Below are 25,641 nucleotides of genomic sequence, written 5' to 3' on the forward strand. Positions count from 1 at the left end.
CACGCGAATGACAACTTGCTATTGGATAAGCCCTCGACCGATTAGTACTGGTCAGCTCCATGCATTGCTGCACTTCCACCCCCAGCCTATCTACCTCGTCGTCTTCAAGGGGTCTTACATACTGGGAAATCTCATCTTGAGGGGGCTTCACGCTTAGATGCTTTCAGCGTTTATCCCGTCCGTACATAGCTACCCAGCGGTGCTCCTGGCGGAACAACTGGTACACCAGCGGTACGTCCATCCCGGTCCTCTCGTACTAAGGACAGCTCCTCTCAAATTTCCTACGCCCACGACAGATAGGGACCGAACTGTCTCACGACGTTCTGAACCCAGCTCGCGTACCGCTTTAATGGGCGAACAGCCCAACCCTTGGGACCTACTTCAGCCCCAGGATGCGATGAGCCGACATCGAGGTGCCAAACCTCCCCGTCGATGTGGACTCTTGGGGGAGATAAGCCTGTTATCCCCAGGGTAGCTTTTATCCGTTGAGCGATGGCCCTTCCATGCGGTACCACCGGATCACTAAGCCCGACTTTCGTCCCTGCTCGACTTGTAGGTCTCGCAGTCAAGCTCCCTTATGCCTTTGCACTCTTCGAATGATTTCCAACCATTCTGAGGGAACCTTTGGGCGCCTCCGTTACTCTTTAGGAGGCGACCGCCCCAGTCAAACTGCCCACCTGACACTGTCCCCGCACCGGATTACGGTACCAGGTTAGAACCTAGATACGATCAGGGTGGTATCCCAACGTTGCCTCCACGCAAGCTGGCGCTCACGTTTCAAAGGCTCCCACCTATCCTGTACAGATCGTACCCAAATTCAATATCAAGCTGCAGTAAAGCTCCATGGGGTCTTTCCGTCTTGTCGCGGGTAACCTGCATCTTCACAGGTATTAAAATTTCACCGGATCTCTCGTTGAGACAGCGCCCAAGTCGTTACGCCATTCGTGCGGGTCAGAATTTACCTGACAAGGAATTTCGCTACCTTAGGACCGTTATAGTTACGGCCGCCGTTTACTGGGGCTTCGGTTCACAGCTTCGGGATTGCTCCCTAACCACTCCCCTTAACCTTCCAGCACCGGGCAGGCGTCAGCCCGTATACTTCGCCTTACGGCTTCGCACAGACCTGTGTTTTTGCTAAACAGTCGCTTGGGCCTTTTCACTGCGGCCCCCTCGTGCTATTCACACTACCGGGGCACCCCTTCTCCCGAAGTTACGGGGTCATTTTGCCGAGTTCCTTAACGAGAGTTCTTCCGCGCGCCTTAGAATACTCTTCTCGCCTACCTGTGTCGGTTTGCGGTACGGGCACCTTCACCTGGCTAGAGGCTTTTCTTGGCAGTGTGAGATCATGACCTTCGCTACTACAATTTTCGCTCCCCATCACAGCTCAGCCTTACAATGTGCGGATTTGCCTACACATCAGCCTCACTGCTTAGACGGACATCCATCAGTCCGCGTCACTACCCTACTGCGTCCCCCCATTGCTCATAACGGCTTACGGTGGTACAGGAATTTCGACCTGTTGTCCTTCGACTACGCCTTTCGGCCTCGCCTTAGGTCCCGACTTACCCTGAGCGGACGAGCCTTCCTCAGGAACCCTTAGGCTTTCGGCGGATCAGATTCTCACTGATCTTTTCGTTACTCATACCGGCATTCTCACTTGTATAATGTCCAGCGCTCCTTACGGTACACCTTCAACCCTTATACAACGCTCCCCTACCCCTGATGCAAAGCATCAAGCCATAGCTTCGGTGGTGTGTTTAGCCCCGTTACATTTTCGGCGCAGAGTCACTCGACCAGTGAGCTATTACGCACTCTTTCAATGGTGGCTGCTTCTAAGCCAACATCCTGGTTGTCTGTGCAACTCCACATCCTTTCCCACTTAACACACACTTGGGGACCTTAGCTGATGGTCTGGGCTGTTTCCCTTTTGACAATGGATCTTAGCACTCACTGTCTGACTCCCGGAAGTAAGTCTATGGCATTCGGAGTTTGACTGAGCTTGGTAACCCTTGCGGGCCCCGCACCCAATCAGTGCTCTACCTCCACGACTCTGTTTTCCGAGGCTAGCCCTAAAGCTATTTCGGGGAGAACCAGCTATCTCCGAGTTCGATTGGAATTTCTCCGCTACCCCCACCTCATCCCCGCATTTTTCAACATGCGTGGGTTCGGGCCTCCAGTGCGTGTTACCGCACCTTCACCCTGGACAGGGGTAGATCACCCGGTTTCGGGTCTACGTCCACGTACTATGTCGCCCTATTCAGACTCGCTTTCGCTGCGGCTCCGGCTCTTCACCTTAACCTTGCACGGGAACGTAACTCGCCGGTTCATTCTACAAAAGGCACGCCATCACCCCTAAAACGGGCTCTGACTTTTTGTAAGCACACGGTTTCAGGTTCTATTTCACTCCCCTTCCGGGGTGCTTTTCACCTTTCCCTCACGGTACTGCTTCACTATCGGTCGCTAGGAAGTATTTAGCCTTGGCAGATGGTCCTGCCGGATTCATACGGGGTTTCACGTGCCCCGCACTACTCGGGATCCGTCTCGGAGGGAACCAACTTTCAACTACAGGGCTTTTACCTTCTTTGGCGGGCCTTTCCAGACCTCTTCGCTTAACCGGTTCCTTTGTAACTCCATGTGAGACGTCCCACAACCCCAAAGAGCAAGCTCTTTGGTTTGGGCTTCTCCGCGTTCGCTCGCCGCTACTGACGGAATCACTATTGTTTTCTCTTCCTCAGGGTACTTAGATGTTTCAGTTCCCCTGGTATGCCTCTGCATAACCTATGTATTCAGTTATGAGTAACTGGAAATTACCCCAGCTGGGTTTCCCCATTCGGACACCCCCGGATCAAAGCTTGCTTACAGCTCCCCGAGGCAGTTTCGTTGTTCGCCACGTCCTTCATCGGCTCCTAGCGCCTAGGCATCCTCCGTGTGCTCTTAGTAGCTTAACCATTTTGTTCCGGTTTCGGTCGCTCGCTTCCCTTGGTTTGGACTACGTCCGAATCCAAAAGTCGCTCTCACCCGATACCATCACAAAAGCAATTTGACTACCGTTTTTATTGAAACTTGTTTAACACAAGTTCAGCTAAAAAGGAATGTTCTAATTCGCGTTTGTTTCGTTTCGATATCTAGTTTTCAAAGAACAAACTTGTAAAACATTTTTGGTGGAGCCAAGCGGGATCGAACCGCTGACCTCCTGCTTGCAAGGCAGGCGCTCTCCCAGCTGAGCTATGGCCCCATATAAAGTTTAAAGGTATAAATGGTGGGCCCTGGTGGACTCGAACCACCGGCCTCACCCTTATCAGAGGTGCGCTCTAACCAACTGAGCTAAGGGCCCACAATATATATACTATTTGAACCCAAAATGGGTTACGCTTGGCGGCGTTCTACTCTCCCAGGACCCTGCGGTCCAAGTACCATTGACGCTGAAGGGCTTAACGGTCGTGTTCGGGATGGGAACGTGTGGAACCCCTTCGCTATCGCCACCAAACGTTTGAGAGTTTGAGCTCTCAAAACTGAGCAACGAGTGAGTAACTAGCCGACCTGGCTAGATTTTGTATTTGAATGTTTCCGTTGCAGGAAACGATTCTCCATAGAAAGGAGGTGATCCAGCCGCACCTTCCGATACGGCTACCTTGTTACGACTTCACCCCAATCATCTATCCCACCTTCGGCGGCTGGCTCCTTGCGGTTACCCCACCGACTTCGGGTGTTATAAACTCTCGTGGTGTGACGGGCGGTGTGTACAAGACCCGGGAACGTATTCACCGCGGCATGCTGATCCGCGATTACTAGCAATTCCGACTTCATGCAGGCGAGTTGCAGCCTGCAATCCGAACTGAGACCGGCTTTGTTGGGATTGGCTCCATCTCGCGATTTCGCAGCCCGTTGTACCGGCCATTGTAGTACGTGTGTAGCCCAGGTCATAAGGGGCATGATGATTTGACGTCATCCCCACCTTCCTCCGGTTTGTCACCGGCAGTCTATCTAGAGTGCCCACCCGAAGTGCTGGCAACTAAATATAAGGGTTGCGCTCGTTGCGGGACTTAACCCAACATCTCACGACACGAGCTGACGACAACCATGCACCACCTGTCTCCTCTGTCCCGAAGGAAAGATACATCTCTGCATCGATCAGAGGGATGTCAAGACCTGGTAAGGTTCTTCGCGTTGCTTCGAATTAAACCACATACTCCACTGCTTGTGCGGGTCCCCGTCAATTCCTTTGAGTTTCAGTCTTGCGACCGTACTCCCCAGGCGGAGTGCTTAATGTGTTAACTTCGGCACCAAGGGTATCGAAACCCCTAACACCTAGCACTCATCGTTTACGGCGTGGACTACCAGGGTATCTAATCCTGTTTGCTCCCCACGCTTTCGCGCCTCAGCGTCAGTTACAGCCCAGAGAGTCGCCTTCGCCACTGGTGTTCCTCCACATATCTACGCATTTCACCGCTACACGTGGAATTCCACTCTCCTCTTCTGCACTCAAGTCACCCAGTTTCCAGTGCGATCCGGGGTTGAGCCCCGGGATTAAACACCAGACTTAAATGACCGCCTGCGCGCGCTTTACGCCCAATAATTCCGGACAACGCTTGCCCCCTACGTATTACCGCGGCTGCTGGCACGTAGTTAGCCGGGGCTTTCTTCTCAGGTACCGTCACCTTGAGAGCAGTTACTCTCCCAAGCGTTCTTCCCTGGCAACAGAGCTTTACGATCCGAAAACCTTCATCACTCACGCGGCATTGCTCCGTCAGGCTTTCGCCCATTGCGGAAGATTCCCTACTGCTGCCTCCCGTAGGAGTCTGGGCCGTGTCTCAGTCCCAGTGTGGCCGATCACCCTCTCAGGTCGGCTACGCATCGTCGCCTTGGTGAGCCGTTACCTCACCAACTAGCTAATGCGCCGCAGGCCCATCCCCAAGTGACAGATTGCTCCGTCTTTCCAGTTCTCTTCAGGCGAAGAAAACAATTATTCGGTATTAGCTACCGTTTCCGGTAGTTGTCCCAAACTTGAGGGCAGGTTGCCTACGTGTTACTCACCCGTCCGCCGCTAACTATCCGAGAAGCAAGCTTCTCTTCAAGTCCGCTCGACTTGCATGTATTAGGCATGCCGCCAGCGTTCGTCCTGAGCCAGGATCAAACTCTCCAATAAAGTATTGAAAAGAGCGATAAGCTCATTTTGAATCTGACGAGATTAAAAATCTCATTTGTGCTCCAGCCGATCCAAGCCAAGGCTTGTTTCAAACTTTTGCGTTCATTCTGCAAGCAGAATGTTTACTCACTCGTTGTTCAGTTTTCAAAGATCAAACATTCAATTTAGTGCTGTTTTTCATGTTGTCGTCGTTTCAGCGGCGACTTTTATAATATATCATGTTGAAGTTCTCTTTGCAAGCATTATTTTTTCGATTATTTTCAATCGCTTTATTTTCATGCTTGTTTCGGTGAACCGCTCCTAAAAAAGGAACGAAAATTAATTTACCATATGAAATTAGAAAGGTCAACCCTTTTTCGACAAAAAGTATGAACCCCTCAGCAATTTCAGCATTATCATGGTTCAGAGGTACAGCACCCGCTATGAAGAGCCGCACCTCACTTCCACTACTGTAAATCGAATATATGACTAGCTTCAGCATTACGGCTTCGACTTTTTCAGCTTCCCACCTCTTGCATACTTGGACAACTCTTTTGGCGGGGCAAAGCGTGCATACATGCGGAACACAGTCTTATATCGGCTCGCGATAGCATATTTGATCTCTTGGTCAAGACGATTATCACTTAGATCGAAAAGCATCTCATCTAATTCTTTACGCAGCACATAGTCTAGTTCCTTGCATTCCTTCTCGTTAAACAACATACCCAGCATTAGAGTTCTCCTTTTTGTGCATAGCCTCTTTATCACACTTACACAAGTTTCATGCAACACCCCGTGCATTCGCTTTTGTGGGTGCTGCTGGAACCCGTTTTATTGTTATGGTCAACTTTCTGAAAATTTATGAATGCCAACCACCACAAAATTTTATCCTCTCACCAGAGTATACGTAAGTGTGCTTTCGATGATTGCTGCAACAAGAAGCAAGATGACAACCCAGAAGGATGCCGTTAACGTTCTATTCATGAATGCTCTCCACCGGGTACCCATCGTATTTCGCTTGTCACTTCCAAGTTGTGCAAGGCTTTTGATAACCAGACCACCAAACTTCAGTCCGAAGGCGCAAGCAATAATTATGACCGGAATCTCAATAATGCCATGCGGAAGTAAACCTTTAACCACAATATCATAGAAGCTTGCTCCATAATTCATCGTGGTGTGCACCACAAATCCAAGGACCATCCCATTGATCAGCAGGAAGATGACAGGCAGAATTCCGAAGAATATACCGGCATAGATGACAAGTACACTTTTGATGGCATTATTGAAAAAGATAAACAGGAAGAAGTTCCATTGCACATTGCCCCCCTGCTCCAGCCGTTCACTGACTTCACGTAATCCTCCGATTTGGTTCAACAACAGTTCTTCCAGCGGCCCTGTACTCACCCACCCTGCCCCTATTCCAACAGCAAACAAAACTACGGACCAAATTAATGCACTGCGGATGGCACCAAGATCTCTAAGAAATGTACTGAATTTTAACATAATAACCTCCTGTAGAATCTAAAATGATGGACAAACAAGGTTCCGTTACGAATAACTGGGCAGTACGAGCATACATTGGAGAGTAAACAAGCATTTCTTATGGGAGAGGGGCGCTTATTGAAATGAACTCGTTCTATGTATTTAGCGGCAAAAAGATTAAACGGTACCTGATTGTCCTCGTTGCTGCCATCTTTGCGATCGGTATTATCTATCTGGAGAGAGGCAATGTCTCCGTATTCTCGGAGGAAGCACCATCAGCCGTCTACAGCGTTCCAACCGAGAAGAAGGTAATCGCACTTACCTTTGATATTAGCTGGGGGGATAAACGGACAGAGCCAATTCTGAAAGTTCTTCAGGAGAATAAAGTGCAGAAGGCAACCTTTTTCCTTTCCTCCCCCTGGAGCAAGACACACCCCGAAATTGTTACTGCCATCAAAGAGGCAGGATATGAAATTGGCAGCCATGGTCACAGACATGAGAACTACAGCAGCCTGACCGAGGAAGAAATTCGCAAAGAAATTTCGACAGCTCATAGCATTTTAACCGATTTAACGGGAAAAGAACCGAAATTACTACGTCTGCCCAACGGGGACTTTGACAAACGAGTGCTTCAGGTAGCCAATAGTCTGAATTATCAGGTTGTGCAGTGGGATACCGACTCCTTGGATTGGAAAAACCCTGGTGTACAGACCATTGTTGATCGCGTGGTTAGTAAGGCACATCCAGGGGACATCGTACTGCTACATGCAAGCGATTCTTCTAAACAAACTCATGAAGCACTCCCAGTCATTATCGACAAGTTGAAAAATCAGGGCTATGAATTCGTTACCGTGTCTGAGTTGCTCAACCATTCCAGTGTGGAAGGTAAGGAAGTTCGTGACCAAGCCAGCGGTCAATGATTACTCAATTATGAGCTATAGTTCAATTAGGTGCGTAAAAGTTGAAAAGAGCTAACCAGGTTAGCTCTTTTTGGTATGTTTTTTATGCAAAACGAATTCTATGCTCGGCTTTCTTTCAACTGTTCTGCCTTTCCACTTACACTCCGGTTCGTCGATACATCCACCAGCCTGTGCAATATCAGCATTTGGTATGCATTACATAGGAGCAAGGGAACCACAATAAATATGGTTGCAGCATTCACATCAATACGTAATACGCCGATCGTCTCCACTATGGTGACGGCAATCATGAAAAAGAGTGTAGGTACGAGCGCGGAGATATGAGTCAGCTTTACTTTAACGTAAGCGGTAACAATTGCAGCTGCCAAAATAATGATACCTAACACAATATCCGATATACGCTCCCGGTCTCCCCCAACAAACAGGCGTAAAAACATCACGTCAAGCAGGGCTAACACCGTTAGTACAATCTGCACGATCTGCCAACCGCGCTTTGGAAATACACCTTTACCCATATAATTCAATATCAGATATGCAAAGAAACCCATTTGTGAATACACGCTGATCATAACCCCTGATCCAAATAGGATCAAAAGATACAGAAGAAAATCATTCAATCCATTTGTTTTCTCCCCGTTCACCAGCATCATAATCAATCCTGTACCTAATGCTCCCGCGGCCCCGATAAGCAAGGCTGTCCAAAACAGGAAAAACCATCTACGTAAATTCAAATGTTTTCCACCCCCGAGTGTTTATTTTACCAACCTTCTCAGCAAAAAACCATCATTGCTCAACATATTTCCCCCTTTCCCATCACATACTACATCCAGTATCTAATCAAGGAGGGATTGTACACATGAAACGGCCTTTGTGGCAGCTATGCTGTGTCGTACTGGGGCTATCCGTCATGCTTGCCGGCTGCGGTTCAGATCAGAGTTCTTCGCCTCCTCAGGGCAGTTATAAAGAGATGAAAACAATGGTTGTAGATATTTTGAAAAGTGACGAAGGCAAGAAAGCGGTGGAGGAAGCTCTTACAGGTCAAAGCTCATCCAGCGGAAGCAGCGGTTCTGAAGAAGGCGGCGGTTCGGGTGCTTCGGGATCCATTGGTATGAAAATGTTAATGCCTGTGCAATCTTCGGAACAAATACGTATTGCAGTAAAAGATACCATCACAGCTCCCGAATATAAGAAGGAATTCGAAAAGATCATGACTGATCCGCAGTTTGCGGGTGAATTTGCCAAAGTGATCAACGCACAAAGTAAACAACTTCATATGCAATTGATTAAAGATCCCACATATCAAAAGTCTGTTGAAGACATCATGAAGTCACCTGAGGTATCCAAGATGTTCATGGATATGACGAAGACTCCGGATTATCGCAAACAGACCATGACTGTCATGCAGGAAGTGATGCAAAACCCGTTGTTCCGCATGGAAGTACTCACTTTGCTCAAGAAGGTAGTGCAAGAGGAATTGCAACCTAAAGTGGAAAGTGGCGGACAACAAGGGCAAGAGCAAGGCGGACAGCAAGACGGTCAGGGCCAAGGTGGCAGTGATGGCGGAGATGGTGGAAGCAGTGGAGATTCAGGCGGCGGAGGATCCTAAACAGCAGGTGTTAAGACGCACCACAGATACTGAAAAGCCTGCATCCAAGTGGACGCAGGCTTTATTTGTATTTATAACACTCATACCATTAGAATTTGGATTCAATGGACCGGGCAACTTCATCGTAGATAGCCCCTATACGGGAATCTGCTTTGTAAACTGAAGGTGAGAAATCAGGCTCGGACGGATGATTATCCGGCGTGCCTAATGGAATCTGGGCAAGCAAGCTTGTATGCAGACTTTCCGCAAGTCTTCCCCCGCCTCCACGACCAAAGACATAATCCTTCTCTCCGCAACTGCCACACTCATAATAAGCCATATTCTCAACCACACCAAGTAACTCATGATCAGTTTGAATGGCCATCGCACCCGCTCGTGCTGCGACAAAAGCTGCCGTTGCATGCGGCGTGGTAACGATAATTTCCTTGCTCTGTGGCAACATCTGATGCACATCCAAAGCAACATCTCCCGTACCTGGTGGCAAATCCAGTAATATATAATCCAATTCGCCCCACTGGACATCCGTAAAGAATTGACGCAGCATCCGACCTAGCATGGGTCCACGCCAGATTACCGGGTTGTTCTCCCGAATAAAGAAGCCCATCGACATGACTTTGACGCCAAAACGTTCAACCGGTTGAATAACGCCATCTTCAACGACCGGATATTCTTCAATCCCCATCATGTCGGGTACACTGAAGCCATAGATATCCGCATCAATTAAGCCCACTTTCTTGCCTTGACGTGCCAAGGCTGCAGCGAGATTAACGGTTACCGTTGATTTACCAACGCCACCTTTACCACTTGCCACAGCAATAAAACGAACACCAGATTCAGGACTTAACAACTCATGTCCATCTAGACCCGCTGCGTGACCTTTTACGAGCACTTCGTCCCGATCTGGCTCATTATCGGGTTGTCCCATATTCAGGCTCTCACGATCATGCTCAGAAGCTGCACGTACACGAATATGTACATCTTTCAGTCCGTGCTGGGACAACAGATTACGCGCTGCATCACTCAAGGCTGTTGTATCCTCAGGTCGATTTTCCAGTGTCACTATGGTCAGAGCCACATGATTTTCTTTCACCATAATATCTCGAACCCATTCCAGTTCGGTCAGACTTACTCCCAATTGTGGTTCTTGTAATGGCTGTAATAGTTCAAGTATCTGTTCTTTTGATAACATCAGACAGCACCTCAGCTTTATCTATTGGCATGTAATTAGGTATGCTGATCCAATTATATCATTACCTTTCTTGTTCTGACTAACTTTTAGGCCGTTCTCCTGAGGAATATCTGAGAATTCCATTATAGATCGAAGCAGCTACCTTGCGTTGATAAGCTTCGTCGGCAAGCATACGTGCCTCCTCCGGATGAGAAAGGAAACCCACTTCTACCAGGGCTGAAGGGATCTTCAGAGCCTGTAACAGATAAACCGTATTCACCGTTTTGGCGATTCGATCTGTATTCTCCAGATTACGAACCATCTCTTGTTGAAGCAGATTGGCCAAACCTTCGTTATCCGGATGGTTAGTTGTATAGAAAACCTGCGCTCCACTCCATCGGTTGGATGGGACACTGTTCATATGAATGCTAATAAAAAGATCTGCTTGCTTATCCTCTATCCGCCGTACTCTTTGTTTCAGATCTTCCGTCTTGCGTTTGGAGTACCCCTTGGTGTCCGATTCCGCCAAATCAGTGTCTATTTCTCGTGTCATAACCACTAAGGCCCCTGCCTGTTGCAAATAATCTCTCACATACAGGGCGATAGACAGATTGATATCTTTTTCAATAACCCCCTGTTTACTCACCGCTCCTCCATCTGGACCTCCGTGTCCTGCATCAATGGCAATGACTTTACCTGCCATCGGCAAACTCCAATAACCTGACGTCTTAGCGGAAGGCAGTTCATAGGACATTACCGCCACTAACATGGCCAGCAGACAGAGGCTCAGCATGACCCTTTTGATTGTTTTTAACCTAATCCAGACTACAAAGTGTTTCCCCATATTTTTACGCATAAAAAAACCACCTCGTCCCTATAAATGACTCTAATCATCTATATGGGACAAGATGGACAAATATACCGCTAGGACCGGACTTGCTCCGCCATTCCTTCAATCGGGACCTCAGCTACCTCAGGACGTGTAAATTCTGAAGGAGGGCACTGGCCGTCACGGAGCAACCCGCGTACTTTGGTGCCGGAAAGCGCCATATGGTGTTCTTTATCATGTGGGCAAGTTTTGCTGGATGCCATGTTTTCACATTTGGTACAGAAGAAACTATGTTCGAAGAACAGCGGTGTGATCCCCAGTTCCTCTGCTGTAAAGTTAGTAAAGATCTCCTGTGCTTCATATGTTCCATAATAATCACCAACACCCGCATGGTCACGAACAACAATAAAGTGGGTACACCTGTAATTTTTGCGAACCATCGCATGGAAAATAGCTTCACGTGGACCGGCATACCGTATGGCTGCGGGGAACACACCAAGAAACGCACGATCAGCCGGGTAATAGTTCTCCAGTAATATCAGATAACTCTTCATCCGAACATCTGCGGGAACATCGTCGGACTTCGTCTCTCCAACAAGCGGATTCAGGAAGAGTGCGTCTACAATATCCATAGCGCTCTTCTGAATGTACTCATGAGCCTGGTGAACCGGATTACGTGTCTGAAAACCGACTACCGTCTTCCAATCCTTCTCCTGAAAAATCTTCCGGGTATCTGCAGGATCATAATAGAACTCTTCAAATTTCGAAGGTTTTGGACGGTTCAACACTTGGATTGGACCTCCTACGTATGTTGCAGGGCGCTCGGGATCATCTGTTTTGAATACACGCCGGGCTTCTTCACCCTGATCCACCTGGTATATACTTTGGACTTCAAGCAATCCATAAGTGACTCCATCTTGATCACCAACAAGTTTCACACGTTCACCAATCTGGAGGGATGCGGCTTGTTTATCGTCAACAGCAAGTGTGATTGGTATACTCCAGGCTGTTCCATCGGCGAGACGCATGCGAGACACCACCGAAAGGTAATCTTCCTCATTCAAGAAACCTTCAAGTGGTGAGAACGCACCCACACCAATCAGATCCAAATCTGATATCGTCCAGGTATTATAAGCAAAGAGGATAAGTTTTTACTGCCTTGCAACAATTGCTCCTGTTCTTTTCCTTATACGATACGCTGAACCAGCGTACCTCCATGTGGCAGAATCGATGTCATCTTGTCAGTTCCTTGTGTATCTATTATTTATGAAGGCCACATTCCGTTTTATCATTACCAGACCAGCGTCCAGCACGAGGGTCCTCGCCAGGCATAACCTGACGTGTGCAATGCTCACAGCCAATACTCGGGTAGTTCTGATCATGTAGAGGATTATATACAACGTTATTGTCACGAATATATTGCCATACATCCTCCGTCGTCCAATGTGCAATCGGATTAAATTTCATCAGGCCAAATTTTGAATCATACTCAACCTTCTTGGAGTTTGCACGAGTTGGTGCTTGATCTCTGCGAATACCTGTAATCCATGCATCATACTGAGAAAGAATTCGTGTTAACGGTTCGACTTTGCGAATGTTACAGCACGCATTGGGATCAGACTTCCACAACTCTTCACCGTGTTGAGCTGCCTGCTCTTCCGGAGTAATCTTAGGTGACACGCGTACAAATTCAAGGTTGTAGTTCTCTTGCATTTTATCACGTGTTTCATATGTTTCTTTGAAGTGGAAATCAGTATCCAGATAAAAAATATCTGTGGATGGGCTGATCTTCTGCAACATATCTACAAGTACAACATCTTCCGCACCAAAGCTACAAGCAAAAGTGATATTAGGAAATGTTTCAATAGCATAACGAATAATATCCTCTGGACTGGCATGTTCCAGTTCCTCTGCCTTCGTCCGTGCCAATTCTTCTTTCTCCAACAAGTTCATCCGTGAATTTCCCCCATTCTGCATTCAATACATCTTAAAGCCGACTAATCTAATATGAATTATGTTTAGTATAAATCTTTCAATGCGGATGTCAATCCCTGCCATATGGTAAATAAATCAGTTTTTGCCCATTTTTGATTGTCGCTCTAACACAATATATTGGTTCAATTTATCCATTTCTCTGTTATTGAGATAAAAACAATGATGTTGGCCCAGGTCGTTAGACAGGTAAAAATACATCTCTTAGCCTGGGAAACCATTTCTGTTACTGGGTTTGGACAGTTCTTGTCGTCAAGAACAACATCAAAAAAACACTGGGTGATTAAAGTTGAAGGAAGAAAAGCTAAAGTTTTAGAGGGAGCAGCGTTGCGAGTTTTAGCTGTTGATATGTAAGGGACTTTTATCGTTTCCATAAGAAATACTGATATGGTTTGCAATAAAGATTTAAGCGCAAAACAGTAAGCTGAGTACATTCAAGAAATCCAGCGCGAGTTCTAAACGATGATTCATATGAGCTGTTATAAAATGTGTGGTGAGCGATGGGTAAGAGCGTAAGAGCAAATCCAATGATCTAAAACGATTAGAGAGGTTCAGTAAGATGTAGATGTATTAACGTACATATTATAGGACTATATTGAGGTACATTAAGAGCACATTGAAAAGGCAATGAAGGAAAAATACACAAGCATGGGGAGGGACATCAGAGCTATGAGAGCTATCGCATAAACTAATATAATATATGGCGTGATGGTCATGAATATATAAAAATAGCCTTTGACCGAGGCCAAAGGCTTTTAATATTAACGTTTGGAGAACTGAGGTGCGCGACGAGCCGCTTTAAGACCGTATTTTTTACGCTCTTTCATACGTGGGTCACGAGTCAGGAATCCTGCTTTTTTCAGGGATGCACGGTATTCCGGATCTGCTTTCAACAGAGCGCGGGAGATACCATGACGGATTGCGCCGGCTTGACCGGAGATTCCGCCACCATGAGCAATAACAAGAACGTCATAGTTGTTGAGCGTTTCTGTCAAGTTCAGTGGTTGTTTTACGATCAGTTTGAGTGTTTCCAAACCGAAGTATTCATTAATATCACGTTTATTGATGACAATGCGTCCTTCACCCGGTACAAGGCGAACACGTGCTACCGAATGTTTACGACGACCTGTCCCATAGTATTGTACTTGTGCCATGAAACTGTCCTCCTTTTAATTAACCGCGAAGTTCGTAAACTTCTGGTTTTTGTGCTGCATGTGGATGCTCAGTGCCTCTGTACGCTTTAAGTCTCAACTTCATTTTCTCGCCCATGCGAGTTTTAGGAAGCATACCGCGAACAGCCAATTCCAACATACGCTCAGGTTTGTTTTTAACCATCTCTTCAGCTGTAGTTACTTTCAAACCACCTGGGTGCATTGAGTGACGGTAGTATTTTTTACCTTGCATTTTCTTACCAGTCAATACGATTTTCTCAGCATTGATGATAACAACGAAATCGCCAGTGTCCACATGTGGAGTGAATTGTGGCTTGTGTTTGCCGCGAATCAAAGCTGCTGCTTCGCTCGCCAAACGTCCGAGGGTTTTGCCTTCAGCATCAATGATGTGCCATTGGCGCTCAACTTCGTTAGGCTTCGCCATGTACGTAGTACGCATGAAAAGTTCCTCCTTAAAATGTTCAAAATCATCATTTTCATTTATCTTCGTTCGTTAAGTTATAACTTTAGGTGTTGATGGATTGTAAATTTGATGTGAACCTCTTAATTGGGGCTGTGGGAAAGCCATTAAGAAAACACAACTTTTATATTACATGATAGGCGATTAAATCGCAAGTGTTAATTAAGCTTTTCACTCACCAAATTTAATCTTTTTTGTATTCAAGATCCCAGAGCATTAAACCGCAGCTAACTGCAGTAGGTCCTGCAGCAGATCGATTACATGCAGCAATCATATTTGGTACATCAGAGGCTTTCCGTTTGCCCTCTCCGATCTCCAGCAGTGTCCCTACAATGATACGAACCATATGTTGCAAAAAGCCGTTACCACTCACATAAATGTGAATGACACCCTGATCGCGCGGATGGTCTCTGCACATTGATCGGTCCACTTCCATCCATGCTTCATACACCGAACGGACATGATTCTCTTTCTGAGACTTGCGTGAAGCAAAAGAGGTAAAATCATACGTCCCTATGAAATGTCGTAAGCCCTCCTGCATTGCCATAATATCAAGCTTCGCATGATGATGATATTGCAGTCTTCTGTTGAATACATCCGGAAATTGATTCGCATTGACTGTATAACGATAAGTTTTCTTTTTCGCTGCATAGCGAGAATGAAAATCAGCCGAAACTTCAATCGCATCAATAACGACAATATCGGAGGGTAATCTGGAGTTGAGTGCAATACACCAACGTTCAATCGGGATCTGGGACTCCGTAGGAAAATTGAAGATTTGTCTGCGGGCGTGAACACCTGCATCTGTTCGGCCTGAACCTGTAATTTTAACCTTCTCACCGGTTAAAGCACGAATCGCATCTTCAAGATGATCCTGAATGGTATTCCCACCCGGCTGTACTTGGAAGCCGTAATAGGCAGTGCCATCATAAGTTAACGTCATACATAAGTTCCGCATTATTACCACACCTTTGTTCCATACTATACATATCCCTATCCCGAACAGCAAAAGAAGCCCCTTACGGAGCTTCTATTACAGCACGAATTCCGAAATGAAGAGAAAAAAAGGGTTAATCCAGAATCGTTGATTCTGTCCCCTTTCCTCATCTCATCTGTTTTACGCGCGGTCTACCAGTTCCAAGTAAACCATTGGCGCTGCGTCACCACGACGAGGTCCCAGTTTCAGGATACGAGTGTATCCACCTGGACGCTCAGCGTAACGACCGGACAATTCGCTAAACAGTTTTTGGATTGCATCTTGCTCACCATCGATAGTTTCGCGGCGAACATAAGCTGCCACTTGGCGACGGGCATGAAGATCTCCCTTTTTCGCTTTAGTGATCAGTTTTTCAGCAATAGAGCGAACCTCTTTTGCTTTCGCTTCAGTTGTCTGAATGCGTTCGTATAAGAACAGGTCGGTTACCAGGTCACGGAACAAAGCTTTACGTGCGCTGGAATTACGGCCCAACTTTTGGTATGCCATTGTTTTCCCTCCTTCACTTCAAGCACTCGGCTGTCTATTCTTCTGTACGGAGTCCCAAACCAAGTTCCTCAAGCTTCTCTTGAACTTCTTCCAAAGACTTGCGTCCGAGGTTACGGACTTTCATCATGTCTTCTTCCGTTTTCGTAGTCAGCTCTTGCACGGTATTAATACCGGCACGTTTGAGGCAGTTGTAGGAACGAACAGAGAGATCCAGCTCTTCGATCGTCATTTCGAGTACTTTTTCTTTTTTGTCTTCTTCTTTTTCGACCATGATTTCTGCATCTTTCGCTTCGTCTGTAAGACCCACGAAGAGCATCAAATGCTCAGTCAAAATTTTAGCGCCGAGGCTTACAGCCTCTTCAGGACGAATACTTCCATCAGTCCAAACTTCCAACGTGAGCTTGTCATAGTTGGTCACTTGACCGACACGCGTATTTTCCACAGCGTAGTTAACGCGACTGATCGGGGTGAAGATGGAATCGACTGGGATGACGCCGATCGGCTGGTCATCGCGTTTATTCCGATCTGCCTGGACGTAGCCGCGACCGCGATTGGCAAAAATACGCATGTGAAGTCTCGAACCTGGTCCGAGCGTAGCAATGTGCAAATCCGGGTTAAGGATTTCCACATCGGAGTCAGCACGGATATCTCCAGCCGTAATTGCTCCTTCGCCTTCAGCATCAATCTCGAGCACTTTCTCCTCGTCTGAATGAATCTTAAGCGACAAAGCTTTCAGGTTAAGAATAACCTCCGTTACATCTTCCATTACGCCAGGAACTGTAGCAAATTCATGCAGAACGCCATCGATTTGAACCGAAGACACTGCCGCACCCGGCAGTGACGAGAGCAAGATTCGGCGAAGCGAGTTTCCAAGCGTCGTACCGTATCCGCGCTCAAGCGGTTCTACTACGAATTTCCCATAGGTGCCATCATCGTTGACGTCTACCGTCTCAATTTTCGGCTTTTCGATTTCAATCACTGCAATACCCCTCCTTCAAAACGTCGGTCCTCTATGAAACATTTACCTTCTCTTGCGAAAACATGTAGTAGTATGCCTAAACAACCATTATTAGCAGATTGTGCCGGAAATATACCACACGCAGGGGCAAATCTCATTAGACACGACGACGTTTTGGAGGACGGCATCCGTTATGCGGGACTGGAGTTACGTCTTTGATCAGGTTAACTTCAAGACCAGCAGCTTGCAAAGAGCGGATCGCTGCTTCACGGCCTGCGCCTGGTCCTTTAACCATAACCTCAACGGCTTTCATCCCATGTTCCATTGCAGCTTTGGCAGCAGTCTCAGCAGCCATTTGTGCAGCAAACGGAGTCGATTTACGGGAACCTCTGAATCCGAGGCCGCCGGAGCTTGCCCACGAAATTGCGTTTCCGTGAGGATCCGTAATAGTAACGATAGTGTTATTGAAAGTGGAACGGATATGCGCCACGCCAGATTCAATATTCTTACGGTCACGACGTTTAGTACGTACGACTTTTTTCGGTTTAGCCATTTTCTCTTATCCCCCCTTATTATTTCTTCTTGTTCGCTACTGTACGACGAGGACCTTTACGAGTACGAGCATTCGTTTTCGTACGTTGTCCACGAACAGGCAGACCACGACGATGACGAACTCCACGGTAACAACCGATCTCCGTCAAACGTTTAATATTCAAAGAGATTTCTCGACGCAGGTCACCTTCTACTTTGACCTCTTTATCGATACTTTCACGCAATTTGCTGACTTCATCTTCCGTCAAATCACGAACACGAGTGTCCGGATTGATGCCTGTTGTGCTCAGAATTTTCTGGGAAGTCGTTTTACCGATTCCGAAAATATAAGTCAAGGCGATCTCAACGCGCTTATCACGTGGCAAATCCACACCAGATATACGTGCCATTTTACGCTACACCCCCTTCTTTAACCTTGTTTTTGTTTGTGTTTCGGATTTTCACAGATAACCATAACATTCCCTTTGCGGCGAATGACTTTGCACTTTTCGCAAATCGGCTTGACCGAAGGTCTTACCTTCATGTGAATTACCTCCTCAAAGTTTTGCTAAGCAAAACCCTCTTCGTAAGCATTGACCTTGTTCTACTATTGTAAAACCGGCTTCGAAGCTTTCGCAAGTTTTGCCGGGCAAAACCCGCTACATAAGCTTCACAGTTCATTGCAACTGTCTACTACTATTTACGGTAAGTTATGCGACCTTTTGTTAAATCATAAGGCGACAACTGAACAACTACTTTGTCTCCAGTCAGGATACGGATAAAGTGCATCCGCAGTTTTCCGGAAACGTGAGCGAGAATTTGATGACCGTTCTCAAGCTCAACCTTGAATGTTGCATTCGGTAGCGGTTCGAGAACCGTACCTTCCACTTCAATGACATCTTCCTTAGCCATTAGTCAGTCTCCTTTCTCTTCAGCTTGAATGTTGGTGGATTCCAGAAATGAATGAACCGCGTAACGGAGCTTTCCATTTGTCACCCGACCACTCTCGTTTAAACTGTTCACAACCTCGCTGCTAATCATGGGCTGGAGCTCAAGATGAAGAATATTCTTCTTCTTTGGTTGATCAAACTTACGTTTGTCTCCATCCGCAATATATACGAACTTACCGTCCGCTATAGCAACAATTACTGCGGCTTGGTCCGCATTGCGGCCTTTACGGATCTTCACAAGTTGACCGAGCTGCGGATTAGACTGACTGTTCATGCCTCATCACCTACGCATTCAGTTTCGTGAAAATTTCCATACCATCTGGTGTAACTGCTACGGTGTGTTCAAAGTGGGCACATAACTTACCATCAACTGTGACGACAGTCCAGTTATCTTCCAACGTTTTCACAGACCGTCTACCTACGTTAACCATCGGCTCTATGGCCAGCACCATGCCCGCTTTAAGCCGTGGTCCCCGATCGGGAAGACCATAGTTCGGAATCTGTGGTTCTTCGTGCAGATCTGCGCCTATGCCGTGACCGACATATTCACGAACTACGGAGAACCCTTCATCTTCAATATATTTCTGAATTGCATGAGATATTGTAAACAAGCGAACGTCCGGTTTTACCAGCGCCAGACCTGCGTATAACGAAGCCTCGGTAACGTCCAGAAGACGACGGGCTTCTTCGGAAATACGGCCGACCGGATAAGTCCAGGCGGAATCTCCATGATACCCCTGGTACTGCGCGCCAATGTCAAACGTAACGATATCGCCCTCGTTCAACTTGCGTTTGCCGGGAAATCCATGTACCAACTCTTCATTGACTGAAGCGCACACACTGGCAGGGAAACCGTTATAACCTTTGAAAGACGGCACAGCTCCTTGACTGCGGATATATTGATCAGCCATATGGTCAAGTTCTCCAGTCGTAATACCGGGAGCGATATGCTCTGCCAAGAGACGATGCGTTTCCGCAACAATTCTCCCTGCTTCCCTCATCAAGCCCAGTTCCGTTTCGGACTTACCAATGATCATCAATTAACCTCTCAGTAAGGACACGATTTCTTGAGAAACTTGATCGATATCCTGTTCTCCGTTCATTTGACGAAGAAGACCTTTAGTCTCATAGAACGTGAGGAGTGGTGCTGTTTTGTTGATATACTCGTCCAGTCGTGTACCTACACTCTCTTCATTATCATCAGAGCGTTGATACAACTCACCAGCGCATTTATCACAAATACCTTCCTGCTTAGGCGGATTGAATACCACATGATAAGTGGAACCACAGTTTTTACAAATTCGACGACCCGTCAAACGAGCGAGCAATTTGTTGCGATCCACTTTCAGGTTGATTACATGATCGAGACCTGAGTTCAATCGATCCAGAATGCCATCGAGCGCTTCTGCTTGCGAAAGGGTTCTTGGAAATCCGTCCAAGAGGAAACCTTCTCTGCAGTCAGGCTGCTGCAAACGTTCTTCAACGATGCCAATGGTTACATCATCTGGTACAAGCAATCCTTGATCCATATATTCCTTGGCTTTCATGCCAATGGGAGTTCCCTGTTTGATCGCTAGACGAAATGCATCGCCTGTTGAAATATGGGGAATACCGAACTCTTTCACGATGACGTCTGCTTGCGTTCCTTTTCCTGCCCCCGGAGGGCCCATGAATAGGATGTTCACGTTATGTCACTCCCTCCAAGACTACCCTACATCAACAAACAGCACAATAGGTGCCGGCAAGTAAATCTTCACTCGACCGGTACCTATTGCCTATTTATTGATAAAACCTTTGTAGTGGCGTTTGATCAATTGGCTTTCGATTTGCTTCATCGTATCCAGCGCAACACCGATAACGATCAGGAGGGATGTTCCTCCAATTTGCGCAGATTGAGGCAAACCAGAAAGTGCCCCTAAGAATACAGGCAGAACGGAAATGACTGCCAAGAAGATGGCTCCGGCCATTGTCAAACGAGTCATGACACGGGTCAGATATTTCTCGGTTGCTTTACCCGGGCGAATGCCTGGGATGTAACCGCCGTTCTTTTTCATATTGTCAGCCATCTGCTGTGGATTCATCTGTACAAAAGTATAGAAGAATGTGAAACCGAAGATCATCACGACATACAGCAACATACCAAGAGGTTTGTGTGTAGTCAGATTCTGTCCGATCCACTGTGCCCAGAGGCGATCTGCCCAGAAGTTGGCGATGATCGTTGGGAACATCAACAGCGATGAAGCAAAGATGACAGGGATAACACCTGCTGCATTAATTTTCAGCGGGATATGTGTATTCTGTCCACCGTACATTTTGTTACCTACGACACGTTTAGCGTACTGTACCGGAATCTTCCGAATCGCCTGCTGAATGTAAATGACCCCTATGATGATCAACACAATAACAATTGCGATGATAACACCTTTAAGAATATTCATAAACAGTTGGTCAGGTTGAATGAAGTCAGACTCGATCGTTTGTTTGATAATGTTAGGCACCGTAGATAGGATACCCGCAAAGATCAAGATCGAAATCCCGTTTCCTATGCCCTTCTCGGTGATCTGCTCACCAAGCCACATTAGGAATGAAGTACCGGCCGTAAGTACAATCGCGATCAAGATATAATCTGCAAATGTAGCGTTAGGAACCATCTCTGTATTGTACAAGCGGTTGAATCCGATCGACGTACCAAACGCTTGAATCAATGCCAGCCCGATGGTTAAATAACGGGTCAACTGTGCAGATTTCTTCTTACCTTGCTCACCTTGCTTTGCCCACTCCGCTAATTTAGGAATAACGTCCATGGAAAGCAACTGTACTATGATAGACGCAGTGATGTAAGGCACGATCCCGAGCGCAAATATCGAGAACTGGAAGAGCGCTCCACCCGAGAACGTATTGAGAAGTCCAAAAACTTCTTTACCCGCAGAATTTGTCGCTTCGAACACATCTTTGTTAACTCCCGGCACGGGGACAAAGGAGCCGATGCGGTAAATGATCAGTACAAAAAGGGTAAATAATACCCTTTTGCGCAGATCTTCAACCCGCCAGATATTCTTTAGGGTCTTGAACATTAAATCACCTCAGTTGTACCGCCGGCAGCTTCAATTTTCTCAATAGCAGATTGAGAAAACTTGTTAGCTTTAACAGTCAGCTTCACAGTGACATCACCGTTACCCAGGATTTTGATTCCGGATTTAGCGTTTTTAACTACGCCATTCGTCATCAAGAATTCTGGAGTTACTTCAGTACCCGCAGCAAAACTGTTCAGGTCTTCAGTATTCACAACTGCATATTCTTTGCGAGTTGGGTTTACAAAACCACGTTTTGGCAAGCGACGATACAATGGATTTTGTCCACCTTCGAAGCCTGGACGAACTCCACCGCCAGAACGAGAATTTTGTCCTTTGTGACCGCGACCTGATGTTTTACCTGTACCACTACTTGGACCGCGACCAAGACGTTTACGTTCTTTGCGGGATCCAGGAGATGGTGAAAGCTCATGTAACTTCATCGTTCGTTGCACCTCCTTAAAGATTTGTGGGATTAACCCGTTATTAAGCTTCTACTTCTTTAACAGCAACCAAGTGGCTTACTTTGTTAATCATACCACGGATGGCAGGATTATCGTTTTGTACCACTTTGCTATTGATTTTGCGCAAACCCAATGTTTTCACAGTTGTTCTTTGCGTCTCCGGACGTCCGATCAAGCTGCGGACGAGGGTAATTTCTAATTTAGCCATGAGAATTCCCTCCTTAACCCAGAAGCTCTTCGACGGATTTTCCGCGCAGTTTAGCCACGTCTTCAGCACGCTTCAAACGGGACAAACCTTCCAAAGTCGCATTGACCATGTTCATGGAATTCGAAGAACCCAGAGATTTTGTCAAAATGTCACCTACACCAGCAAGTTCGAGAACCGCACGTACAGGACCACCAGCGATAACACCAGTACCTTCAGATGCTGGTTTCAACAGCACGCGTCCTGCGCCGAACTTACCTGTTACCAAGTGAGGAATCGATGTTCCTACGAGTGGAACGTGTACAAGGTTTTTCTTAGCGTCTTCAATACCTTTGCGAATTGCATCAGGTACTTCGCCCGCTTTACCGATACCAGCTCCAACCCAGCCGTTGCCGTCGCCGACTACAACCAGTGCGCTAAAGCTGAAACGGCGTCCGCCTTTTACTACTTTAGCTACGCGATTAATATTTACAACTCTTTCAGTCAGTTCCAAAGTATTCGGATCTACACGCAAGTCGTTAACCTCCTTTTGAAAAATATCTTAAAACTCAAGTCCTGCTTCACGAGCCGCTTCAGCCAATGCTGCGATACGACCATGGTACAGATAACCGCTACGGTCAAATACGATGTTGGAAACACCTTTGTCTTTAGCACGTTTAGCAACGAGTTCGCCAACTTTACGAGCTGATTCAACAGATGCACCATTTTTGATGTCAGTGCTCAGTTCTTTGTCTACAGTAGACGCAGAAGCGATTGTTACACCAGCAACATCATCGATGATTTGAGCATACATATGTTTACCAGAACGGAATACGTTCAAACGAGGACGTGCTGCCGTTCCTTGGATTTTCTTACGAACACGAAGGTGTCTTTTCAGACGAGCCTTATTTTTATCTGGTTTCGTAATCATCTCAAAGATTCACTCCTTTCAGGTTACCTCGCTGGCTTCAAGGCAGAAGCCACGGGGTATATTAGAAACACACGAAGCAAGCAAGCCGAAAGCCGCGCAAAGGCGGTAAGAGAAATCTTATTTCTTCTTACCGGCTTTACCTTCCTTACGGATGATACGCTCGCCTTCATATTTAATACCTTTACCTTTGTATGGCTCAGGTTCACGTACGGAACGGATTTTAGCAGCGTAAGCACCTACACGCTCTTTGTCAATTCCGCGAACGATGATTTTTGTATTCGAAGGTACTTCGAATTCGATTCCCGCTTCCGGTGTAATTTCAACCGGGTGAGAGTAACCAACGTTCAGAACGATTTTATCTCCGGATTTGCTTGCACGATATCCGACCCCAACCAATTCCAGAGATTTCGCGAATCCTTCAGTAACGCCGCTCACCATATTGTTTACAACGCTACGCGTTGTGCCGTGCAAAGAACGGTGAGTTTTGTTATCGGAAGGACGCACAACTGTGATTTCGTTATTTTCAACTGTAACCTTCATGTCTTTATGAAGCTCACGAGTCAAAGTTCCTTTAGGTCCTTTTACCGTAATAACGGTGTTGTCCAGGGTGATGTCTACACCACTTGGTACTGTGATTGGTTTGCGACCAATACGAGACATATGTTGCACCTCCTATCTTGTGACGTTATATTACCAAACGTAGCAAACGACTTCTCCGCCGGATTTCGATTGACGAGCTTCTTTGTCCGTCATGATACCTTTAGATGTCGAGATGATCGCGATTCCCAGGCCACCAAGTACACGAGGTACTTCGTTGCTTTTCGTGTAAACACGAAGACCAGGTTTACTGATTCTTTTCAGACCAGTGATAACGCGCTCGTTATTTTGACCGTATTTCAGGAAAACACGGATAATCCCTTGTTTGTTATCATCGATAACTTCAGCGTCACGGATGAAACCTTCACGCTTCAGGATATCGGCGATTTGTTTTTTCATTGTCGAAGCAGGCATTTCTACCGTTTCGTGACGAACAGTGTTCGCGTTACGAATACGAGTAAGCATATCTGCAATTGGATCAGACATAGTCATTGTGAGTTAACCTCCTTCCCGTTCAGGACTTTTTACCAGCTTGCTTTTTTCACGCCAGGGATCTGGCCTTTATAAGCTAATTCACGGAAACAAATTCTGCAAATTTTGAACTTTTGCAGGACCGAATGTGGACGTCCGCAACGCTCACAGCGTGTATATGCACGTACTTTAAACTTAGGTGTACGTTGTTGTTTAACTTTCATCGAAGTTTTTGCCACTTAGCCTGACACCTCCTAAATAATTTCGGAGAAAAGGGAGTCTTTCCAGACACCCGGAAACGTTATGCCAACATTACTTAACGAAAGGCATTCCCATTTGCGTGAGCAATTCGCGGGACTCTTCGTCTGTTTTCGCCGTTGTTACGATGACAATATCCATACCGCGGACTTTATCAACTTTATCATACTCGATCTCTGGGAAGATCAGTTGCTCTTTCAGACCCAGTGTGTAGTTACCACGTCCATCGAAAGCTTTACTCGATACACCGCGGAAGTCGCGGACACGAGGAAGCGTTACGTTGAGCAATTTATCTAGGAAGTAGTACATACGCTCACCGCGTAATGTTACTTTCACACCGATAGGCATATTCTCACGCAGTTTGAAACCTGCGATAGATTTTTTAGCACGAGTGATTACAGGTTTTTGACCTGCGATCAGTTGCAAATCGTTTACTGCAGAATCCAACACTTTAGAGTTTTGGACAGCGTCGCCCACACCCATGTTGATAACGATTTTCTCGATTTTCGGCACTTGCATTACCGTTGTATAGTTAAACTTCTGCATCAAAGCAGGAGCGATTTCTTGCAGGTAACGTTCTTTCATTCTTGATGCCATGAATCATAGCCCTCCTTTCTCATTCGGTTCAATTAGTCGATAATTTCTCCGGAACGTTTAGCAACGCGCACTTTCTTACCGTTATCCAAAACTTTGTAACCTACACGGGTTACTTTTCCGCTCTTCGGATCGATGTGCATTACGTTGGAAACGTGAATCGGAGCTTCCTTCTCGATAATGCCGCCTTGCGGATTTTGCTGGTTAGGCTTCTGGTGTTTTTTCACCATGTTAACACCTTCCACAAGGACGCGGTTCTCACGAGGATAAGCAGCGATGACACGGCCTTTTTTACCTTTGTCTTTACCGCTGATCACCATAACCGTATCTTCCTTTTTAACGTGAAGTTTGTTGTTATGGGATTCCAGAACTTTTTTCACTCTTGGCATTTCGTA

The 25,641-nt window shown here is 46.5% G+C and carries 30 protein-coding genes, 2 tRNA genes, 3 rRNA genes and 1 pseudogene; 2 read left to right on the plus strand and 34 right to left on the minus strand.

The window, feature by feature from the left end:
* Positions 1-21: 21 nt before the first annotated feature.
* The 7 genes from MKY44_RS25260 to MKY44_RS25290 form a co-directional block, all read right to left on the minus strand.
* Positions 22-2,948 (minus strand): 23S ribosomal RNA (locus tag MKY44_RS25260).
* Between the two features lie 211 nt (positions 2,949-3,159).
* A tRNA-Ala gene (locus tag MKY44_RS25265) sits at positions 3,160-3,235 on the minus strand.
* A gap of 22 nt (positions 3,236-3,257) precedes the next feature.
* A tRNA-Ile gene (locus MKY44_RS25270) sits at positions 3,258-3,334 on the minus strand.
* Between the two features lie 36 nt (positions 3,335-3,370).
* Positions 3,371-3,487 (minus strand): 5S ribosomal RNA (gene rrf / locus MKY44_RS25275).
* A gap of 106 nt (positions 3,488-3,593) precedes the next feature.
* A 16S ribosomal RNA gene (locus tag MKY44_RS25280) occupies positions 3,594-5,146 on the minus strand.
* The 16S, 23S and 5S rRNA genes sit together here with 2 tRNA genes alongside, the layout of an rRNA operon.
* Before the next feature lie 480 nt (positions 5,147-5,626).
* The gene (locus tag MKY44_RS25285; protein ID WP_017692114.1) at positions 5,627-5,857 is read right to left on the minus strand and encodes a hypothetical protein; all 231 of its coding nucleotides are present in this window, start codon (positions 5,855-5,857) and stop codon (positions 5,627-5,629) included.
* Positions 5,858-6,010: 153 nt separating this feature from the next.
* Positions 6,011-6,628, minus strand: a complete 618-nt coding sequence (locus MKY44_RS25290) for a stage II sporulation protein M (RefSeq protein ID WP_338707116.1) — start codon at positions 6,626-6,628, stop codon at positions 6,011-6,013.
* Positions 6,629-6,750: 122 nt separating this feature from the next.
* On the opposite strand from MKY44_RS25290, the gene pdaB reads away from it, so the two are divergent.
* The gene (pdaB, locus tag MKY44_RS25295) at positions 6,751-7,527 is read left to right on the plus strand and encodes a polysaccharide deacetylase family sporulation protein PdaB (RefSeq protein ID WP_036607219.1); all 777 of its coding nucleotides are present in this window, start codon (positions 6,751-6,753) and stop codon (positions 7,525-7,527) included.
* 98 nt (positions 7,528-7,625) lie between these two features.
* Here the strand turns inward: pdaB and MKY44_RS25300 are convergent, their stop codons facing one another.
* Positions 7,626-8,258, minus strand: coding sequence for a KinB-signaling pathway activation protein (locus tag MKY44_RS25300; RefSeq protein ID WP_047841115.1), 633 nt, complete (start codon positions 8,256-8,258; stop codon positions 7,626-7,628).
* Positions 8,259-8,383: 125 nt separating this feature from the next.
* Between MKY44_RS25300 and gerD the strand changes: the two genes are divergently transcribed.
* Positions 8,384-9,133, plus strand: a complete 750-nt coding sequence (gene gerD / locus MKY44_RS25305; RefSeq protein WP_341009097.1) for a spore germination lipoprotein GerD — start codon at positions 8,384-8,386, stop codon at positions 9,131-9,133.
* An 88-nt stretch (positions 9,134-9,221) separates the two neighbouring features.
* Here gerD and MKY44_RS25310 read toward each other — a convergent pair whose 3' ends face one another.
* From MKY44_RS25310 to rplX, 26 genes and pseudogenes are all read right to left on the minus strand, one after another.
* Positions 9,222-10,322, minus strand: coding sequence for an Mrp/NBP35 family ATP-binding protein (locus tag MKY44_RS25310; protein ID WP_341009098.1), 1,101 nt, complete (start codon positions 10,320-10,322; stop codon positions 9,222-9,224).
* A 79-nt stretch (positions 10,323-10,401) separates the two neighbouring features.
* Positions 10,402-11,157 (minus strand): N-acetylmuramoyl-L-alanine amidase CwlD, encoded by a 756-nt coding sequence (gene cwlD / locus MKY44_RS25315; RefSeq protein ID WP_036607212.1) that lies wholly within the window; start codon positions 11,155-11,157, stop codon positions 10,402-10,404.
* 68 nt (positions 11,158-11,225) lie between these two features.
* Positions 11,226-12,367: pseudogene (sat, locus tag MKY44_RS25320) on the minus strand (sulfate adenylyltransferase).
* Between the two features lie 23 nt (positions 12,368-12,390).
* Positions 12,391-13,083: a phosphoadenylyl-sulfate reductase gene (locus tag MKY44_RS25325; RefSeq protein ID WP_091039173.1), complete on the minus strand. Its 693-nt coding sequence runs from the start codon at positions 13,081-13,083 to the stop codon at positions 12,391-12,393.
* An 800-nt stretch (positions 13,084-13,883) separates the two neighbouring features.
* A complete protein-coding gene (rpsI, locus tag MKY44_RS25330; protein WP_017692105.1) occupies positions 13,884-14,276 on the minus strand; it encodes a 30S ribosomal protein S9 in 393 nt (130 codons plus the stop codon).
* A 19-nt stretch (positions 14,277-14,295) separates the two neighbouring features.
* Positions 14,296-14,733, minus strand: coding sequence for a 50S ribosomal protein L13 (gene rplM / locus MKY44_RS25335; RefSeq protein WP_024633564.1), 438 nt, complete (start codon positions 14,731-14,733; stop codon positions 14,296-14,298).
* 205 nt (positions 14,734-14,938) lie between these two features.
* Positions 14,939-15,712: a tRNA pseudouridine(38-40) synthase TruA gene (truA, locus tag MKY44_RS25340; RefSeq protein WP_076216861.1), complete on the minus strand. Its 774-nt coding sequence runs from the start codon at positions 15,710-15,712 to the stop codon at positions 14,939-14,941.
* A 159-nt stretch (positions 15,713-15,871) separates the two neighbouring features.
* Positions 15,872-16,237 (minus strand): 50S ribosomal protein L17, encoded by a 366-nt coding sequence (gene rplQ, locus MKY44_RS25345; protein ID WP_017692102.1) that lies wholly within the window; start codon positions 16,235-16,237, stop codon positions 15,872-15,874.
* A 34-nt stretch (positions 16,238-16,271) separates the two neighbouring features.
* Positions 16,272-17,216, minus strand: a complete 945-nt coding sequence (locus MKY44_RS25350) for a DNA-directed RNA polymerase subunit alpha (RefSeq protein ID WP_017692101.1) — start codon at positions 17,214-17,216, stop codon at positions 16,272-16,274.
* A 136-nt stretch (positions 17,217-17,352) separates the two neighbouring features.
* Positions 17,353-17,748, minus strand: coding sequence for a 30S ribosomal protein S11 (gene rpsK / locus MKY44_RS25355; protein ID WP_017692100.1), 396 nt, complete (start codon positions 17,746-17,748; stop codon positions 17,353-17,355).
* 19 nt (positions 17,749-17,767) lie between these two features.
* Positions 17,768-18,136, minus strand: coding sequence for a 30S ribosomal protein S13 (rpsM, locus tag MKY44_RS25360; RefSeq protein ID WP_036607200.1), 369 nt, complete (start codon positions 18,134-18,136; stop codon positions 17,768-17,770).
* A gap of 20 nt (positions 18,137-18,156) precedes the next feature.
* Positions 18,157-18,270, minus strand: a complete 114-nt coding sequence (gene rpmJ, locus MKY44_RS25365; protein ID WP_003333770.1) for a 50S ribosomal protein L36 — start codon at positions 18,268-18,270, stop codon at positions 18,157-18,159.
* A 152-nt stretch (positions 18,271-18,422) separates the two neighbouring features.
* Entirely contained in the window at positions 18,423-18,638 is a 216-nt protein-coding gene (gene infA, locus MKY44_RS25370; protein WP_017692098.1) for a translation initiation factor IF-1, read from the minus strand.
* Between the two features lie 3 nt (positions 18,639-18,641).
* Entirely contained in the window at positions 18,642-18,950 is a 309-nt protein-coding gene (locus MKY44_RS25375) for a KOW domain-containing RNA-binding protein (protein ID WP_341009099.1), read from the minus strand.
* Between the two features lie 10 nt (positions 18,951-18,960).
* The gene (map, locus tag MKY44_RS25380) at positions 18,961-19,713 is read right to left on the minus strand and encodes a type I methionyl aminopeptidase (protein WP_341009100.1); all 753 of its coding nucleotides are present in this window, start codon (positions 19,711-19,713) and stop codon (positions 18,961-18,963) included.
* A 3-nt stretch (positions 19,714-19,716) separates the two neighbouring features.
* Positions 19,717-20,361 (minus strand): adenylate kinase, encoded by a 645-nt coding sequence (locus MKY44_RS25385; protein ID WP_036607188.1) that lies wholly within the window; start codon positions 20,359-20,361, stop codon positions 19,717-19,719.
* Between the two features lie 90 nt (positions 20,362-20,451).
* Positions 20,452-21,750: a preprotein translocase subunit SecY gene (gene secY / locus MKY44_RS25390; protein ID WP_047841120.1), complete on the minus strand. Its 1,299-nt coding sequence runs from the start codon at positions 21,748-21,750 to the stop codon at positions 20,452-20,454.
* Positions 21,750-22,190 carry a 50S ribosomal protein L15 gene (rplO, locus tag MKY44_RS25395; protein WP_017692093.1) on the minus strand — a complete coding sequence of 147 codons (441 nt, stop codon included), beginning with the start codon at positions 22,188-22,190 and terminating at the stop codon, positions 21,750-21,752. Before rplO ends, secY begins: the two co-directional genes overlap by 1 nt.
* A 43-nt stretch (positions 22,191-22,233) precedes the next feature.
* On the minus strand, positions 22,234-22,419 hold the full coding sequence (gene rpmD / locus MKY44_RS25400) for a 50S ribosomal protein L30 (protein ID WP_017692092.1): 186 nt from the start codon (positions 22,417-22,419) through the stop codon (positions 22,234-22,236).
* 13 nt (positions 22,420-22,432) lie between these two features.
* Entirely contained in the window at positions 22,433-22,930 is a 498-nt protein-coding gene (rpsE, locus tag MKY44_RS25405; protein WP_017692091.1) for a 30S ribosomal protein S5, read from the minus strand.
* A gap of 27 nt (positions 22,931-22,957) precedes the next feature.
* A complete protein-coding gene (gene rplR, locus MKY44_RS25410; protein ID WP_017692090.1) occupies positions 22,958-23,326 on the minus strand; it encodes a 50S ribosomal protein L18 in 369 nt (122 codons plus the stop codon).
* 117 nt (positions 23,327-23,443) lie between these two features.
* A complete protein-coding gene (rplF, locus tag MKY44_RS25415; RefSeq protein ID WP_017692089.1) occupies positions 23,444-23,986 on the minus strand; it encodes a 50S ribosomal protein L6 in 543 nt (180 codons plus the stop codon).
* A gap of 30 nt (positions 23,987-24,016) precedes the next feature.
* Positions 24,017-24,415, minus strand: coding sequence for a 30S ribosomal protein S8 (rpsH, locus tag MKY44_RS25420; protein WP_017692088.1), 399 nt, complete (start codon positions 24,413-24,415; stop codon positions 24,017-24,019).
* A gap of 32 nt (positions 24,416-24,447) precedes the next feature.
* Positions 24,448-24,633: a type Z 30S ribosomal protein S14 gene (locus tag MKY44_RS25425; protein ID WP_013312154.1), complete on the minus strand. Its 186-nt coding sequence runs from the start codon at positions 24,631-24,633 to the stop codon at positions 24,448-24,450.
* A 73-nt stretch (positions 24,634-24,706) separates the two neighbouring features.
* Complete coding sequence (rplE, locus tag MKY44_RS25430) at positions 24,707-25,249, minus strand: 50S ribosomal protein L5 (RefSeq protein WP_047841121.1); 543 nt, start codon at positions 25,247-25,249, stop codon at positions 24,707-24,709.
* A gap of 32 nt (positions 25,250-25,281) precedes the next feature.
* The gene (gene rplX / locus MKY44_RS25435; RefSeq protein ID WP_017692086.1) at positions 25,282-25,635 is read right to left on the minus strand and encodes a 50S ribosomal protein L24; all 354 of its coding nucleotides are present in this window, start codon (positions 25,633-25,635) and stop codon (positions 25,282-25,284) included.
* Between the last annotated feature and the right edge of the window lie 6 nt (positions 25,636-25,641).

Source organism: Paenibacillus sp. FSL R7-0026, assembly GCF_038004485.1.
Lineage (GTDB): Bacteria > Bacillota > Bacilli > Paenibacillales > Paenibacillaceae > Paenibacillus > Paenibacillus xylanexedens_A.